Below are 17,277 nucleotides of genomic sequence, written 5' to 3' on the forward strand. Positions count from 1 at the left end.
CAGGATTCACAAGACGAAAACGCCGCCCCGGGAGGGGACGGCGCGGCGGGTATTATTGGTTCTTGTCCTCGTCCTCGACCAGTGACAAATGGGAAATGTCCGGGACCACCGCCGGAATGGGCTCTTCATTCTCCACCAGGGTCACGCCCACCGGCGCGATGCTCCAGTCGTCGAGGTGCTCGAACATCGGCGCTTCCACCTCATGCGCCTCGCTCAGGCGGTCGTGGGCCGCACCGACGCGCAGGCTGGAGTGCGCCAGGATCGCATCCACCTTTTCGCCCGCCACATTGGGTCGGTCGCCGGGCTCCACCGGCACGCTGCTGGAAGATACATCCGCGTCACCCGCAGCGGCCGGCGCATTCGACGCCTGCGGCTTGGGCTCCGGCGCCGGAGGCGGCACCGGACGGGACGACGCCGGGCGTTCGGTCGGTTCCGCCGGCGACGACGGTGGGGACTCGGCCGCGCCGGCCATGGGCTCAGCGTGGGCAATCATGCCGTGCTTGCGCAGGACCGCCAGATACTTCTCTGCCTGCTCCTGCTCCAGCTTGTTGCGGATCACCACCCGCCGGCCGCTGAACATCCGCTCGACCTGGTCGACGCTCGCCTTGAACAGGGCCCGCGCGTTGGCACGCGCGGTCGGCTCGTCGGTGCCGGGCGCACACTCTCCCTTGAATACCAACTGATACATGACATCGTCTCCGCGAAAACAGGGCCCGGTTACCCGGGGAATGCCTCTATCCTAGCGTATCCCCCCGGCCGGCCAAAGTGCCCGCCGGCATTCCCTGCGATGCGCCAATGCCGTAGCATGCCCCTCTTCCGGAGACAGCCGGCCGCAATCCGTTGCGGCGTATAACAACAAGCAGGAAACCGTACCCATGCTTCTGATCATCAAGGTGGTGGCCACCCTGGCCACCGTCCTGGCCCTGGCCTGGCTGGCGGAGCGCGTCAGCACCCGGGTGGCCGGCATCCTGGCGGGCTTTCCGCTGGGCACCGGCGTGGCGCTGTTCTTTCTCGGCTACGAGCAGGGACCGGCCTTCGCCGCCGATGCCGCCCGTGGCACCCTGCTGGGCTTTATCGCGGGCCAGACCCTGGCGCTGGCGTTCGCCGCGACCGCCAGCGAGAAACGCCTGCGTGCGTTGATCCTGTCGGTACTGGCGTTTCTGGTGGTGGCGCTGCCGCTGTCACTGCTGGATCTGACACTGCCCTGGGCGCTGCTGGCCAGCGTGCTGTTCACGGTGGTGGCGCACCGCCTGATGCGTCACTTCGCAGACACCGGCATCACCCTCGACAAGCGGCCGGGTTGGCCGGAACACATCCTGCGCGGTGTGATCTCGGGCCTGATCGTGGTGGCCATCACGTCCGCCGGTCACTGGGGAACGGCCACCCTCAGCGGCGTGCTGGCGGCTTTTCCCATCACCTTCTTTCCGCTGCTGGCGATCATTTTCTGGCAGCACGGGCCGGCGCCGGCGCAGACGCTGGTCAAGCACTATCCGGCCGGCCTGGGCTCGCTGATCACCCACACGGTGGCGGTGGCGCTGCTTTATCCGGTGGTCGGCGTTTTCGTCGGCACAGCGCTGGCTCTGGCGCTGGCCACGCTCTGGTCATTCGGCTGGCTGGCCTGGCAGAGAGCCCGCTGACGCTTGCAAACAATTGAAAAAAGGTCGTCGGAAGGATGAGCAAACCTGCGTCCGTTTGCCATAATGCAACGTAACAAGCCATTACATTCGGTTACACTGCGAGTCTGACGATGAAAACGCTGCGCAACATGCAACTGCCACGAATGCTGGGCAGCCTGGGGCTGCTGCTGGGGCTGGCCTGTGCGCAATCCGCCCGGGCGGAAAACATCGATCTGTTGATGAGCGGCCTGTTCGATGCCCGGGGCCCGAGCTACATCGGTTATACCAGCGTCAGCCGCGACGAGATTCCCGCAACCGCCAACTACGCCCGCAAATACCTGATCGTCGATTTCCGCTTCGATTCGGCGCAGTCCGACGACCACCTCCAGACCAGCATCCACACCATCTGCATGGCGATGATCCGCGATCGCGACCTGATGCAACGCCTCACCCGCCAGGGCTACGACATGGTGTCGGTCGCCTTCGATCGCCGCTCCCAGTACGACTGTCTCTGACCGCGGCTAACGACCCGTTTCTCCGGATCGGTCCGGCTCTGACTAGCGGTCGCTGTCCGCCGTGGCGTCCTCGGAGAGGAGGTCGGGGAAGGCTTCCAGGCGATCATCCAGACTGTCCAGCTCGAACGCGTCCACGTCTGCCTGCAGGTCACGGCCGTACTCCACCACTTCCTTGACCCGGTAACGCTTGCCCCACTCCTGCAGGCGCTGGGCGAACGCACTCAACTGTTCGGGATCGCCGCCGCCGCGCAGGCCTTCCCACTCCTCGGTAAAGGTGCGCTGCAAGTCCGCCTTGAGACGCCGGCGCAGATAGCGATTGGTGACATCATTGAGCACCATGTCGTCTTCCGGTTCGTCGCCTTCGCCCTGTTCCGGCGCGCGGCGCTCGTGATCCAGGAAGCGCGCCAGTTCCTCCATCAGCACCTGCCGGCTGACCGGCTTCTGCAGGAAGCCATCGAAACCCGCTTCCTCAATGCGGTAGGCGTCGCCTGGCATCACCGAGGCGGTCAGGGCAATCACCGGGATGTGCGCCAGGTTCTCGTCCTCGTGCATGGTGCGGCGGCAGGTGAAACCGTCCATCACCGGCATGCGGATGTCCATCAGCACCACACCCGGCTGGCACTCGCGGGACACGCTCAGCGCCTGGCCGCCGTCCTCCGCCTCGATCACCTTGAGGCCGACGGGTTCGAGCATGTCGCGCACCAGTTGGCGGTTCATGCGGTTGTCGTCCACCACCAGCACCAGGCCATTCTGGAACAGCAGATTCGGCGCCCCTTCGTCGCGGGTGTCCGGGCCGGTGGTGGACGTTTCCACATCGTGCAGCACCAGGCGGAAACAGGAGCCCTCGTCCAGAGTGCTGGTGACGGTCAGGTCCCCGCCCATCATGCGCGCCAGTTTGCGGCTGATCGCCAGGCCCAGGCCGGTGCCGCCGTACTGACGGTTACTCTGCCCTTCCTGCTGCTCGAAGGCATCGAAGATGCGCTTCTGCTGGTCCTCGGGGATACCAATACCGGTGTCACTCACCTCGATCACCAATTGGCACTCGTCGCCGGAATCGTCGCTGTGGCAACGCTCGGTATGGGCCCGGAGGCTGACCTCGCCCTCGTGGGTGAACTTGATGGCGTTGCCCACCAGGTTGAACAGCACCTGGCGCAGGCGGGTCTCGTCCAGCACCATGGCGCGCGGCATGTCCTCGGCCAGGGTCACGCTCAGGGTCAGGCCGCGGGCCTTGGCGCGCATCTCGAAGATGCGCCGCACGTCCTCCAGCAACCGCTTGAGGTCCAGCGGCCCGAATTCCAGCCGCATCTTGCCGGCCTCGATCCGCGACAGGTCGAGGATGTCGTTGATCAGCGTCAGCAGGCTGCGGCTGCCGGCCTTGATCGATTCGATGTAGCCACGCTGGCGGGGATCGGTGACGCCGCTTTCCAGCAGCTCCGAGTAGCCCATCACCGCGTTCATCGGCGTGCGAATCTCGTGGGACATGTTGGCCAGGAACTCGCTCTTGGCGCGGTTGGCCGACTCCGCTTCCCGCGCCAGCTGCTCGGCTTCCAGTTTGGCGGCGCGCAGCTCGTCCTCGCTGCGGCGCAGGGCGTCCTCAGAACGAATCCGCTCGTCCACCTCGCGCGACAGCTTGCGGTTCCAGTAGAGGAAGATCAGCACCACCACCACGGCAATCAGCACCACCCGGCGCACCACCGTGTAGTCGATGTCCTGCTCGATATCCAGGTGGATCCAGCGGTTGTAAATGGTGTCGTAGTCTTTCTTCTCGATCGCGCCCAGGCCCTTGTTGAGGATCCGCAACAGCTCCGGTTCGTCGCGCCGTACCGCCAGGCGCAGTTCGTACTGGTAAGGCGTGATGCTGGTGATGCGCAGGTTGGACAGGCCCAGATGCGCCACCGTGTAGCTGACCCCGGGGATGTGCGTGACCATGACGTCCAGATCGCCGTTGGACAGCGCCAGCAGGCCTTCCTCCAGGTTATCCACCGGGTACAGGTTGAGCTCGGGATGGTTGATCAGCAGGTATTCGTGGCTGGCCTGCTGGCGCACCACGCCCACCCGCTCGTCACGCAGCTCACGCAGGTCACCGATGAAGCGGCCGTCGTCGCGGATGACCATGGCGATGGGCAGGCTCAGGTAGGCGCGGGTGAACAGGAACAGTTTCTCGCGCCGGGGCGTGCGTGGCAGGGCCGGCAGGATGTCGATCTCGCCATCTTCCAGCATCGCCTCGGCCTTCGACCAGTCGTCCAGGGTGCGTGTGGCGAAGCGCACGTCGAGACCGTCGGCCAGCTGGCCCACCAGATCCGGCACCAGGCCGGTGGGGCGGCCGTCCTCGGCGAATTCGAACGGCGGCCAGTCGGTGCGGTAGGCCACGCGCAGGTCAGGATGGCGCTTGAGCCAGGCCTGTTCCTGCGGCGTGACCGTGACCTGATTCTCGGCGTCCACGCCGGGCAGCTCGAAGGCGATCCACTTGCCCTGCACCGCACGGCTCTCGTTGCCACTGATGGATTCCACGCCGGCATCGAGGATGCGCTGCAACCGTAGGTTGTCCGAGGCCACGGCAAAGGCCACTTCCGCCGGCTGGTTGTTGAGCACGGTGACCAGCGAAAGCTGGTCGATCAGCCCGGCGCGCAGGTAGTCGGAAATGACCGGCATGGGCGCGAAGAAGGCATCGGCCTCGCCCGCCAGGATGCTGTTGACCGCCTCGCTCACCGAACGCACCGGGATCGGCTGGAACGACTGCACCGGATCCAGCAGGGAGTATTGATGGGAATCACCGGCGATCAGCGCCACCCGCTTGTGCTCGAGATCGGACAGGCGTTGCACCGAAGCGTCATCGGCGTTGGCGAACAGGCCATAATTGAGCGACATGAAGCTGTCGGTGAAACGCAGGTTGGGGGCACTGGCCGGATGCTGCACGGTCATGATCACCGCATCCAGCTCGCCCTCGCGCAGGCGCGATTCAAGGGTGACGGCGTTGCCGGGCACCAGGGTGACGTCCACGCCCAGTTTCTCGCCCACCAGCCGCGCAAAGCCGGGATGGGTGCCCACCATTTCCCCGTCCTGGGCCAGGTACGCCAGGGGTTTGCGCTGCCCGGCAATGCCGATACGCAGGTTACCCTGCTGCGCCACCCAGGCCAGGTCGTCCGCCCCCAGCATCGGACGCGGCGATGGCATACGCGGCTCGGCGGCCAGCGGCATCGCGATCAGCTGGAACAGGACAAACAGGGTGGCTAGAGCCAGACCGCGCTTCACTTGGCTATCCTCGGGTGTTTGGCTAGATTGATTGACAGGACGTGATTCAAACGGGTTCTCAAGTTGACCGAGCGGCCCCAACGCAGAGGACTCCTGCCTCGAGGACTTTAGCATCATGGATACCAGTCAGCACTCCCTGTCGACGCTGTTCGAACAACTGGGCCTGCCGGCCGATGCCGCCAGCATCGAGGCCTTCATCAGCCGGCACGCACCACTGCCGCCGGACCTGGTCCTGGCCGAAGCTCCGTTCTGGAACGCGTCCCAGGCCAGCTTCCTGCATGAAGGCATTGACGAGGATTCCGACTGGGCGGAAGTGATCGACGAGCTCGACGCCCTGCTGCGTCACTGACCCAGGTGGGCGACCCGGTTACGACCGTCCCGCTTGGCCTGGTAGAGCGCTTTGTCCGCGGTGTCGAACAGGTCGTCCGCCGTGGCCGCGTCGCCGAACGCCACCAGCCCCGCCGAGACGGTGATGGTCACCGGCTGATCCTGGAAATGGAACGGCAACTGCGCCACATGCTCGCGCAGATTATCGATCACCTTGAACGCCGCTTCCATAGTCGTTTCGGGTAACAGGATCACAAATTCCTCGCCGCCGTAACGGGCCACGAAGTCGGTGGAGCGCAACCGGTCGCACAGGGTCTTGGCGACCAGCTGGATGACCCGGTCACCCGCCTTGTGGCCATAGGAGTCATTGACGCGCTTGAACAGGTCGATGTCCAGCACCGCCATCACCACCGGCTGGTGATAGCGCTGCCAGCGGTCGAACTCGAACTGCAGCCGTTCCTGCCAGGCCTCCCGGTTGGGCAACTGGGTCAGCATGTCGGTCAGGGAACGGGCACGCTCGGCGCGCAGTTTCTCCTGCACCTGCTCGGAATAGGCTTCCAGTCCCGCCACCTTTTCCTGCATGGCCGCCAGCTCTTTCTCCAGCATGGCCTCACGGCGGCATTCGTCTTCCCGATAGGTGCGGAACGAGGTGGATAGCGCCTGGATGTTGGCCGACACGGACGCCTTCAGCTCGTCCAGGCTGTGGGCAGTGCCGATGGCCTGCTCGATGTCCTGCAGCTGCTGACTCACTTCGCTGTCCAGGGCTTCGGCAGCGTTGCGCTGGTCGAGCCGGGCGTCGACCTGGGCCTTGCAATTCAGCTTGAGGGCCGCCAGGCGCTCGTCCAGCCGGCGCAGGAAACTCTCGAACTCCAGCCGACCGCGACTCACCGCGGCGATGATCAGGTCCACGATCTCGTTGAGGACGTCGCGCAGCTCATCCCAGTCGCTGCCCATCTCCAGGCGCTGTCTCAGGTGCATGGCGCGGGCGTGGGCCGGCGCATCCAGACTCACCTGGTTGAGGACATGCCCCAGCAGATCGCCCACCCGACGGGCGATGTTGAGCCGCGCGTCTCCACTGTCATCGGGTGTCGTTGTGGGTATCGCGATCTCCGCCGCGGGCGGCGCCTCAGCTTCGCTCGCCGGCTCACGCTCGTGCAAACCGAACCAGCGGCGCCAGCCACGAGTCGGCGGGCGCTCCGGCTGCCCCTGGCTTTGCTCCAGCAGATCCGCCAGGGTCGTCAGCCATTGCACCAGTTCATCGCCGCGATCGGCCAGGTCGTCGACCTGTTTCTCCAGGGTGCGCAGCCCTTTGCGGCTGTTCCGCTCCAGCTCGCCAAGCCCCTCCAGGATGCGCTCCAGCGCCAGTCTCAGGTTGCGCTCGGAACGGAAACGCCGCTCGTCGAGGGCTTCGAGGGCCTGGTCAAAGCGGCTCTGCAGCTGTCGCAGGGTCGCCAGGTCGCAAGTCTCGTGTTTGAGGATGCGGCGCAGCTCCTCCAGCAGTTCGTCCGCCGCGGCGTCCTGCCCCGACGCGAACAGGCTGGTGCGGACCAGGAGCCGCTGAAGGGTGAAGCGCTCCTCCTGCCAATCCTTGGGGCGAATTTCCGACATCGTCATGATTGCTGTCCCGGAAACGGGGGCTGATGGCTCATCGTGTGCGAACGTCCTTTCCCAATGCCCTATAGCGTAGTCGCAGGCATGGCATGCTTCTAGTACCTTGGAAACCTAAAGGTTAGCACCGGTATGCGCGATAGTACCCCGGGAACGTGATAGCCCCTGGGAACTACGACGGTTCGGTATCGCCCGCCTTGCGCCGGCGCGCCCGGGGATGACTGCGGTCATAGACCCGCGCCAGGTGCTGGAAATCCAGGTGGGTGTAGACCTGGGTGGTGGCGATATCGGCGTGGCCCAGCAGTTCCTGCACAGCGCGCAGGTCGCCGCTGGACTCCAGCAGGTGGCTGGCGAACGAGTGGCGCAACAGGTGCGGGTGCAGGCGCTGATCGGCCCCTTTGTGCTGCCCCCAGCGATTGAGCCGGGACTGCACGCTGCGGGCGCTGAGGCGTTTGCCCTGGCGGCTCAGGAACAGGGCCGTCTCGCCGTCCGGAGCCAGGCCGGCACGCACCGCCAGCCAGGCGTCGACCGCCGCCAGGGCCTGGCGCCCCACCGGCAGCAACCGTGTCTTGCCGCCCTTGCCCAGTACCCGCACTTCGCCGGCAGCCCGGTCCAGGCTGGCCAGGTCCAGCCCCACCAGCTCCGCCAGTCGCAGGCCGGAGGAATAAATCAGCTCGAACATGGCGCGATCGCGGACTTCCAGCGGGTCGTCGGGATCGGCGTCGAGCAGGTGGCCAAGCTGGTCCACGTCGGCCACGCGTGGCAGCTTGCGACCGGCCTTGGGCGCGCGCACGTCCAGCGCCGGGTTGTCGCTCACTTCACGCTCGCGCAGAAGGAATTCGTAGAAACGGCGGGTGGCGGACAGGTGACGGGCGATGCTGCGCCCGCCCAGCCCTTCGCGACTCAGCTGGGCCACGTGGCGGCGCAGCCCGTGGACATCCAGGTCACGCCAGTGGCTCATGCCCTGCTCCTGCAGCCGCAGGCCCAGGCGCTCCAGGTCACGCTGGTAATTGCTGAAGGTGTGGGGCGACTGGCGTCGTTCGGAACGCAGGTGCTCGAGGAATCGCGCCAGCGACGGCGCCAGGGCTTCAGACAGCATGATCCGGGATCGGGTGCCGCGTCAGCGGGACCCGACCACTTTCTCCGCGTCGGCGAGGGCCGGTTTGGCGCTGTGCCGGGCCATCAATGGCGGCAGCAGCCGGCTGAGGGTGTCGCTGATGTAGGTCAGGAACAGCGAGCCCATGCTTTCGTCGAAATAGCCCACCTGCTGGCTGCCAATGGCGAACAGACCGAGCAGCTCGCCGTGACGCAAAGGCACCAGGGCAACAGAGGCGATGGGGTTATCCCGCTGGGGGAACAGGAACGCCCGCTGCTCGATACGGAACTGGCCGCACACCGCGCGCTGCCCGTCCAGCAGGGAGCCCAGCTGGGCGTCGGCCGCCGCCCGCGTCACACGGATCAGCGCGCCGTCGGCACCGTCGGCCTGGGTCTGGTCGCGGTCGTCGAACAGGATCAGCGACGCGGCGTCCAGGGCGAAGTCGCCGCGGATGCTGTCGTCGATCACCGACGCCATCTCGTTGAGTGAACGCGCCTCGATCACCTGGGTCAGCAGGCGCTTGCTCTTCTCGAACAGGCGGTCGTTCTGGCGGGCGATCTCGATCAGCTCGCCCAGCTCGTGGCGCAGCATGTCACGCTGTTCGCGGAACAGGTGAACCTGACGCTCCACCAGGGAAATCGCGCGGCCGCTGTCGTGGGGCAGTTTCAGGCTGCGCAGCAGTTCGTCCTGGTGGATAAAGAAATCTGGATTGGCCTGCAGGTACGCGACGACGTCCTGCTCGGTCACTGTCTGGGCCGGCTTGCTCGCAGCCTCATCTGTCATCCCGGAAACCTCCTGTCACGATCGCCTCTGATACGGGCGATTCTTTTTATCGATGCCCGCTCCAGGCGGGCACCGGCACTAGCGCTTTTTCTGGCGACTGCGCCCGGACGAGCGTCCGGAACGGGAACGGCGGGGCGCCTCGCCGGGCACTCTCACCTGGCCTTCAAAGACGCGGGCGGTCGGTCCCTCCATCATAACAGGGGCCCCTTCGCCCTGCCATTCGAGGCTGAGCGGGCCGCCGCGCAGCTCCATGCGGACTTTCTCGTCCAGCAGACCACGCAGCCGGCCGGCCACCATGGCGGCGCAGGCACCGCTGCCGCAAGCCAGCGTCTCGCCGGAACCGCGCTCGAATACGCGCAGCCGGGCGTTGCGCCGATCGACGACCTGCAGGAAGCCGATGTTGGCCTTGCGCGGAAACGCCGGGTGGGACTCCAGCAACGGCCCCAGGCGCTCCACCGGCGCGGTGTCCACATCGTCCACCAGCAGCACGGCGTGGGGATTGCCCATGGACACCACGCTCAGCTCCACGGCCTCGCCGTCCACATCCAGGGTGTAGGTATCAGCCCGCTCGGGCGCCTCGAACGGCACCTGCGGCGGATCCAGTTCCGGCACGCCCATGTTGACGGTGACCCAGCCGTCCTTGCCGGTGCGCAGTTCGATCACGCCGCCGGCGGTCTGCACGCGGATGACCTTTTTGTTGGTCAGGCGCTGGTCACGCACGAAGCGGGCGAAGCAGCGAGCGCCGTTGCCGCACTGTTCCACCTCGGAGCCGTCGGCGTTGAAGATGCGGTAGCGGAAATCCACGTCCGGCAGTCCGGGCGGTTCCACCAGCAGAAGCTGGTCAAACCCCACCCCGAAGTTGCGATCGGCCAGCTTGCTGATCGCTTCCGGACGCAGGCGGAACGGCTGACTGATGGCATCGACCACCATGAAGTCGTTGCCCAGACCGTGCATCTTGGTGAACTGAAGGGTCGCGCTGCGGCGTCGTGAGTCCGTCATCACGTTGGCTCGGGCAGGCAGGATTCGAGACGCATCTGGTCTTCCAGAGTTTCCCGCTGGCGGATCACATGGACCTGATCACCGTCCACCATCAACTCCGGCGGGCGGTTGCGCGAGTTGTAGTTGGAACTCATCACGAAGCCGTAGGCGCCCGCCGACCGCACCGCCAGAAGATCGCCGGCGGTCAGCGCCAGGGAGCGCTCCTTGCCCAGGAAGTCGCCGGTTTCACACACCGGGCCCACCAGGTCCCAGGCCTGTTCGGCCACATCCTCACGCGGGGTGACCGGGATGATCGCCTGCCAGGCGCTGTACAGGGCCGGCCGGATCAGGTCGTTCATGGCGGCGTCGATGATGGCGAAATTGCGATGATCGGTGCACTTGAGGAACTCGACCCGCGTCAGCAGGATGCCGGCGTTGGCGGCGATGGAACGCCCCGGTTCCAGCACGATTTCCAGCTTCCGATCGCCCAGGCGCTGCTGCACGTGCGCCATGTACTCGCTCGGCGACGGCGGAGTCTCGTCCTCGTAGGTCACCCCCAGGCCGCCGCCCATGTCCAGGTGCCGGATGGTGATGCCGTCTTCCGCCAACTGGTCGATCAACGCCAGCACCCGGTCCAGGGCGTCCATGAACGGCTCGACCGTGGTCAACTGGGAGCCGATGTGGCAATCCACGCCCACCACATCCAGGTTGGGCAGGGCCGCCGCCTGACCGTAGATGCGGCGCGACTCGGCGATGTCGATGCCGAATTTGTTCTCTTTCAGGCCGGTGGAAATGTACGGATGTGTGCCCGCGTCCACATCCGGGTTCACGCGCAGGGACACCGGCGCGACCTTGCCGAGTTCCGCCGCAACGGCGTTCAGACGGTCCAGCTCGGTCTCGGACTCGACGTTGAAACAGCGCACGCCCACTTCCAGCGCCCGGCGCATTTCAGCCGGCTGTTTGCCGACGCCGGAAAACACCACCTTGCCGGGATCGCCGCCGGCGCGCAGCACCCGCTCCAGCTCACCGACCGACACGATGTCGAAACCGGCGCCGAGACGGGCCAGCACGTTGAGCACCGCCAGGTTGCTGTTGGCCTTCACCGCATAGCAGATCAGGTGCGGCCGGCCCGCCAGGGCGTCGTCGTAGGCGCGAAAGTGGCGCTCCAGCGTGGCCCGGGAATACACGTAGGCCGGCGTGCCGAACTGCTCGGCGATGCGGGATACCGGAACATCCTCGGCGTACAAGGTGCCGTCGCGGTAGTTGAAATAATCCATGCGCTGTCCTGTGTCAGTGTCTGATCGCGATCCCGGCGCGTGGCCCGCGGTCGATGCGGGCCGGCACCGGTGGCGGGAGCTATTCGGCGTCCGTCGGCTCGAACGGGGCGTTCTCGTCCTGCCGGTTGTCGGCCGGTGTGTCGGTGCCAACCGCGGCCGGGGCCGTCTCGGGCTCCGCAGGCAGGTACAGGGGGCCTTTCTGTCCGCAACCGGACAATAAAAGAGCCAGGATGGCGATGGGGAGAAGGCGCCCGATCATCTTGCATTCGCTCCGCTTGAAGTGATCGGGCCAGTATAACGGCTGCACCGGTCTATCGCGAGATCAGCGCGCGCCGCATGCCCTGGCCCAGCGCCCGGTTCAGGTCTCGCTCCAGCGCCATGCGGTATTCCAGGTACTGACTGGTCTGCAGATCGTGCTGGTACATCTGCGGATCCAGGTCGTGGGGCAGGTTCAGGTCGGTCAGGTAGATCGGGTAATCGCTGCCGTCGCGGCGCCGGGATCGCACGTAATGGGCCACCGCGGGAATCAGTTGGTCGCCGTACTCCAGCACGCTGAACTCCTGCTCCTCGCAGAAAATATCGAAACGCACCGGCTGGTCGCCTTCCTGGACGCCCACGGCATGCAACTCGAAGCCGTCCAGCGGCAGCTCGTCGGTGGCGCCGAAACGGCGTTCGAGCACCCACTGCCCGGCCCGTTGCAGCACCTCGGAGCAGGTCACTTCCAGATCGCCGGCGGCATCGGCCAGGGCGCGCCGCAACTGGCGCCGCTCCGACACGTTGGACAGGAATCGCATCACCGGGGCCAGCAGGTGGCGCCGGCTGGTGAACGGCTGCTGCCAGTGGCTCAGGGAACCGTGCTCGTCCACCACCCAGACCCAGGCGCGTTCCTCGCCTACCTGGAAGAACACCTGGATGTTGTCCGGCTGGCTGGCCCGGCACACCAGCGCCAGGGCCGGGTCGTCCTCCAGCGCGTGACGGTCCACCAGGATCGGCAAATACGCCGGCTGGGGCCGCTGCAGATGACTCAACAGCTCGGCGCGGGACGCCAGCGCCACGAATCCGGGCTCGCCGTTGTGGAACTGCAGCACGAAGTAGCGCCGCTCGATCTCGATCACGTAGCGCAGCGGGTGGGGGCCGCGCCGGCCGGCGAAGAAGGTCTGCTGGACGTCTTCGAACAGGGTCTGCAGGCGCCGCTGGATGGAAGGCCCGTGGCCGGCATCGTGACAGCAGACGGTCAGCTGCGGCGGCTGACCGGGTGCCGCCACCCGCGCCGCCAGGATGTTCTTCAGGCACTGGATCAGGGTGTCGCCCACCTCGTAACGGTGCACGCTGACTTCGTGCCAGCTGTTGAGCATCACCTGATCCAGGGTGAGCACCAGGTTTTCGCGGCCGCCGCTGAAGCCGAGGGAGTCGTGACGCCCGCTCAACTTGTGCAAGCCACGCTCGGTCAACGGCGCCTGCGGGTCCACCGCGACATTGACGAACAGCAGGATGCTGAGCGGCCGGCTGTCCTGCAACAGGGCTTCGCGCGGAGCCGGCGCGTCGGGCACCGGCAGGTTCGCCTGCAGGTCCTCGATCATGCCGCGCAGCCCGCCCAGATCCAGGGCACTGTCGCCGGCACGCAGATTCAGGCGGGTGGCGCGGGTCAGCAGACCGTTGCAGTGACTCCAGACCAGCAGCTCCACCAGGCTGGAGGCACGCCGGATCACCGGTTGCCAGACCGCGTCCGCCGGGTTTTCCAGGTCGCGATAGAGCAGCCAGCCCTGCCCCGGCGCGCGCCCCTCGACCTGGGTCGACTGGTGATGGAAGGACAGGTTCTCTTCCGCCAGGGTCGGCGCCAGGTTGGGATTGATCAGCTCCACCTTGCCCGCCTTGCGCTGGAACGCGGCGTAGAGCTTGCGCCCCAGCAGCCCCATATCCTGCGGGCGAATCGCCGCCTTCACCGCGTGGGTGCGCGCCAGCCGCGACAGAAAGCGGTAGCTGTGGGTCAGCTCGGAAACGATCTGGCGACGCAGCACCTGCACATCCCCGGCGCGCCACAGCTGGCGATCGTCCAGGTTGCGCACCTGTTTGCGGTCCCAGCCCCACTGTTCCACCAGCATCTGTAACAGCGCCGACTGCCAGGTCGCGCTGCGCTGCTCCAGGCGCGACAGGGGCACGCCGGTCTTGAGGTAGAGGCTCTGGCGCACCAGGCGCAGCCGCTCCGGCGCCTCCAGCCCGATCAGCCAGCGTTCCAGGCGCTGGTACAGCATCAGATAGGGATCGAGCGCGTCCGGGTCCGTGGTGCCGGCGTAGACCTGCGCCTTGAACGCCAGTGACAGCAGCCCCCCGTCCCGGTCCCGGGCGTAACATTCGATCAGCAGCAGTTTGAGCAGGGACTTCCAGGGTGAATCGATGCCCTTGTACAACTGCCACACGCCGGCCCCCAGGAATTCGGCCTCCGGCACATCGGGCACCGCGCCGAAGTCGATGTACTGATCGGCACGGATGAAGCGGAAGTCACGCAACTGGTCCGCCAGCCGGTCGTAGTCCGCCTCCCGCTCGGCCGGAATCAGCCACCACAGCGGGTAGCAGCCACCCAGGTGGATGCCGGTGCGGTAGAACTCGTCCAAAAGCAGATAGTGCTGGGCACTGCCGCAGTTTTCGCCATTGACCTCAACCCGCTGGCGGCCCTGGCGGAAATCCTCGGCGGCGAACACAAACACGTGCAATTCCAGTCCCAGGCTGTCCGCCCAGCGCGAGACCGCTTCGGCTTTCTGTTCCAGGCTGCGGATGCCGGCCGCGTCGAGATCCGGGCGGTGGCACAGCCACACGTCCAGGTCGCTGGCCACCGAATGACCCAGGGTGCCGGGGCTGCCCATCACGAACAGGGCCTGGACATCCGGCCGCCGCCGGCCCGCCGAACGCATGCGGAAGGTGCGCGCGAGCCGCTGGGCGGCCGCCAGCTCGTCGTCGCCGGGCGCGTAATGGGCCAGGCCGAAGGGGCAGTGCTGGTCCAGGTAACCGGGCAGGGATGGATGGTTGAGATGGAAGATCAGCGGCAGGAGATCGAGCACCACCTGCTGCCTCGATGCCAGCGCCTCCCGCGCCCGCAACCGCCGGGCGGCGTTGATCCGGAGGAAACGTTCACACAGCCGTTTGAGCGTCTTGCGGTCGATGCCGTCGTCGAAGTCCAGCTGGATGGCGTTAGCAAGGCTCACGGGGTCGGGCGTTCCTCGTACGGTTGTGACAGAAAAGTCCATTTCTGTGGACTGGGTCTCAACTTCGTATTATCGAAAGGATCTATGTCGCCTTTCAAACCACACTAACCAAAAATAATCCAAATACTATGACTGGTTACAAACGAGTGACCAGTCCGACGACATACCGGACCGCACTGTGAAGGATTTTCTCGTCAGTCGGCTGCGCCGGGATGGGACGGCGTGCCCGACGCAGCAGACCCGATTGCAGGTGAATGACGACGGCCTGATCGTGCAGGTCGACGGCCAGGCGGAAGCCGTGCTCGGCTATTCGGCCCGGCAACTGCGCAACACCCCCCTGGCCCGACTGGCCGCGTCCCGCGAGGACAACCCGCTGGCCCCCGCTCACCGCGACCGCCTCCGGCGCGCCGAGTCGACGCCGGTGACCCTGCGCCATGGCGACGGCTATTTCTTCACCGCCCGCATCGCCCTCCGTCCAAAGGGCCCGGTCACGCCCGCGGTCAGCAGCGCCCGCGTCCAGCCTTGGGGAACCGCGCCGCTGGATCCCCACCTGGTCCAGGTCACCGAAGAAACGGGGCAACTGGGCCTGTGGTACCTGGACGCCGCCAGCGACGCCGTGCACTGGTCCGACGGCCTCTACCGCCTGCTGGAACTGCGTCCGGGGTGCGATATTTCGATCGAACACGCCCTGTTCTATTGCCAGCAGTTCCAGCCCCGCGTACAGGCCCTGTTTCGCCGCTGCCTGCGTCACGCCCGCCCGTTCAGCCTTGAGCTGACGCTCCTCACGGCCAACCAACGTCTGCGGCCGGTCCGCCTCAGTGGGCGGCCGATCCTGACCGGCGACCGGGTTACGGCCGTGGCCGGCACCCTGGTGGACCTGTCCGAGCGCCTGCACCAGCGCGCTGCGCGCACCGAGGTGGAACAGATCCTCCACGGCATGATGGACGCCACCGATGACCTCGTCCTGGCGCTGGGACCGACGCTGAACATCCTCGCCTGCAACCGACCCTGGCTGGACCAGTTCGAACGGACCTTCGGCGACCGCCCCCAGGTGGGCGACAGCCTGTGCGAGGTTCTGGCGGCCCACCCCAACGAACGCCGCCTGAACCAGCGCCTCTGGGAGAAAGCGCTGCAACGCAAGGCCTTTACGGTGGAGATGCCGCTGGCCCAGCAGGAACGTGACCTGCCGGTCTACGAGATCCGCTTCCGACGCCTGCTGGATACTCGCGGCCAGGTGCTGGGTGCGGTGCAGATCGCCCGGGACATCAGCCACCGGCTGCGCACCCGCGACCACCTCAACTACCTGAGCCAGCACGATCCCATGACCGGCCTGCTCAACCGCCGCGAACTGCTGCGCCGGCTGCAGCGGGCCATTGACCAGGACGGCGCCAGCGGCGGCCACGCCCTGTTTTTCCTCGACCTGGATCACGTCACGCGCTTCAACGATCGCGCCGGGGCCGGCGCCTGCGACCGTTACCTGCGTGAACTGGCCACCATGCTGGGTTCCCGCGTTCGCCAGCGCGACGCCCTGGCGCGGGTCTCCGCCGACAAATTCGCCCTGCTGCTGGACCGCTGCCCGGAAGCCGAGGCGCGCAGGGTGGCCAATACCCTCACCGGCCACATCGGCGCATTCGTGTTCGACTGGGAAGGCGAGCGTCTGCAGACCACCGCCAGCGGCGGGCTGATCCCCTTTGGCGGCGGCTACGGCCCCGATCAGGCAGAAACGCTGCTGGCGCTGGCCGCCGACCTGTGCCAGACCGCCAAGGACGCCGGCCGGGACCGCATCCACGTGTACCGCGATCCGGGCCACGCACTGCTGGAAAGCGAGGCCCAGGCGCGGCTGGAGGATCTCAAACGCTGCGTGCGGGAGGACCGCATTGCCCTGATGTTCCAACGGATGCGGCCGGTCAGCCAAGTCACCTGGGGCGACCACGTGGAAATCCTGGCCCGGCTGGAACTCGGCGACGAACAGGGATTCTGGCTGCCCAACGATTTCCTGCCCGTGGCGGAGCGCTTCGACCTGGTGCGCGACATCGACCGGCGGGTGATTCACAAGACGCTCGACTGGCTGCACCGGCACCCGTTGCTGGAGCCGCGCCTGAAGCTGTGCAGCTTCAACCTGTCGCTGGCGAGCCTGCTGGACGAGGAATTTGCCACCTTCCTGGAGGATCAGCTGTCACGCCTGAACCTGCCCCCCGGCCGCTTCTGTTTCGAGATCCGGGAAGGCGACGCCACCCAGTACCCCGACGAAGCCGCGGTCTTCTGCGACACCCTGCACAAGCTGGGCTGTCAGGTGGCTTTGGACGGTGCTGGCGCGTCGGTGGAAAGCTTCAGCCTCGCGGCGCGGCTACCGGTGGACCTGATCAAGCTCGATCACGGGTTGATGCGGGAACTGGCGGCGGACCCGGTGCAGCAGGTGATGGTGGAAGCCCTGCACCGGATCGCGGAAACCGCCGGCAAGAAAACCGTCGCCCCATTCATCGAGGACGACGACACCCTGCGCCAGGTGCGGCGCCTGGGCATCCATTTCGGACAGGGCTTCCGCCTTTCGGGACCGCAGCCGCTGACCGAGCTGGCGCCGGTGCCGGTGGCTCTGAGCACCGGCACGATCGGGGTGAGCTGACC

The 17,277-nt window shown here is 66.5% G+C and carries 12 protein-coding genes and 1 pseudogene; 4 read left to right on the plus strand and 9 right to left on the minus strand.

Annotated elements, in window-relative coordinates:
* Positions 1-52: 52 nt before the first annotated feature.
* Positions 53-688 (minus strand): hypothetical protein, encoded by a 636-nt coding sequence (locus GQB00_RS10815; protein WP_165856220.1) that lies wholly within the window; start codon positions 686-688, stop codon positions 53-55.
* A 187-nt stretch (positions 689-875) separates the two neighbouring features.
* On the opposite strand from GQB00_RS10815, the gene GQB00_RS10820 reads away from it, so the two are divergent.
* Positions 876-1,637: a hypothetical protein gene (locus GQB00_RS10820; RefSeq protein WP_165856221.1), complete on the plus strand. Its 762-nt coding sequence runs from the start codon at positions 876-878 to the stop codon at positions 1,635-1,637.
* Between the two features lie 110 nt (positions 1,638-1,747).
* Complete coding sequence (locus GQB00_RS10825; protein ID WP_228160487.1) at positions 1,748-2,131, plus strand: hypothetical protein; 384 nt, start codon at positions 1,748-1,750, stop codon at positions 2,129-2,131.
* Positions 2,132-2,173: 42 nt separating this feature from the next.
* Here GQB00_RS10825 and GQB00_RS10830 read toward each other — a convergent pair whose 3' ends face one another.
* Positions 2,174-5,383, minus strand: coding sequence for a transporter substrate-binding domain-containing protein (locus GQB00_RS10830; protein ID WP_323127269.1), 3,210 nt, complete (start codon positions 5,381-5,383; stop codon positions 2,174-2,176).
* 115 nt (positions 5,384-5,498) lie between these two features.
* Here GQB00_RS10830 and GQB00_RS10835 point away from each other — a divergent pair, with 115 nt between their 5' ends.
* Complete coding sequence (locus GQB00_RS10835) at positions 5,499-5,732, plus strand: DUF2789 domain-containing protein (RefSeq protein ID WP_165856222.1); 234 nt, start codon at positions 5,499-5,501, stop codon at positions 5,730-5,732.
* Here the strand turns inward: GQB00_RS10835 and GQB00_RS10840 are convergent.
* From GQB00_RS10840 to GQB00_RS10870, 7 genes and pseudogenes are all read right to left on the minus strand, one after another.
* Entirely contained in the window at positions 5,726-7,324 is a 1,599-nt protein-coding gene (locus GQB00_RS10840) for a sensor domain-containing diguanylate cyclase (RefSeq protein WP_228276696.1), read from the minus strand. The genes GQB00_RS10835 and GQB00_RS10840 overlap by 7 nt on opposite strands.
* A 166-nt stretch (positions 7,325-7,490) precedes the next feature.
* Entirely contained in the window at positions 7,491-8,417 is a 927-nt protein-coding gene (gene xerC, locus GQB00_RS10845) for a tyrosine recombinase XerC (RefSeq protein WP_111493822.1), read from the minus strand.
* 21 nt (positions 8,418-8,438) lie between these two features.
* A complete protein-coding gene (locus tag GQB00_RS10850) occupies positions 8,439-9,197 on the minus strand; it encodes a DUF484 family protein (RefSeq protein ID WP_111493820.1) in 759 nt (252 codons plus the stop codon).
* A gap of 78 nt (positions 9,198-9,275) precedes the next feature.
* A complete protein-coding gene (gene dapF / locus GQB00_RS10855; protein WP_165856223.1) occupies positions 9,276-10,196 on the minus strand; it encodes a diaminopimelate epimerase in 921 nt (306 codons plus the stop codon).
* Complete coding sequence (lysA, locus tag GQB00_RS10860) at positions 10,196-11,452, minus strand: diaminopimelate decarboxylase (protein WP_165856224.1); 1,257 nt, start codon at positions 11,450-11,452, stop codon at positions 10,196-10,198. The genes dapF and lysA overlap by 1 nt, the downstream gene beginning before the upstream one ends.
* Positions 11,453-11,615: 163 nt before the next feature.
* Positions 11,616-11,711: pseudogene (gene lptM / locus GQB00_RS22075) on the minus strand (LPS translocon maturation chaperone LptM); the annotation flags it as partial.
* Between the two features lie 52 nt (positions 11,712-11,763).
* Positions 11,764-14,652 carry a class I adenylate cyclase gene (locus tag GQB00_RS10870; RefSeq protein ID WP_323127270.1) on the minus strand — a complete coding sequence of 963 codons (2,889 nt, stop codon included), beginning with the start codon at positions 14,650-14,652 and terminating at the stop codon, positions 11,764-11,766.
* Positions 14,653-14,830: 178 nt separating this feature from the next.
* Between GQB00_RS10870 and GQB00_RS10875 the strand changes: the two genes are divergently transcribed.
* Positions 14,831-17,275, plus strand: a complete 2,445-nt coding sequence (locus tag GQB00_RS10875) for an EAL domain-containing protein (RefSeq protein ID WP_165856226.1) — start codon at positions 14,831-14,833, stop codon at positions 17,273-17,275.
* Positions 17,276-17,277: the final 2 nt, after the last annotated feature.

It is taken from the genome of Marinobacter sp. JSM 1782161 (assembly GCF_011421605.1).
GTDB classification, from domain to species: domain Bacteria; phylum Pseudomonadota; class Gammaproteobacteria; order Pseudomonadales; family Oleiphilaceae; genus Marinobacter_A; species Marinobacter_A bohaiensis.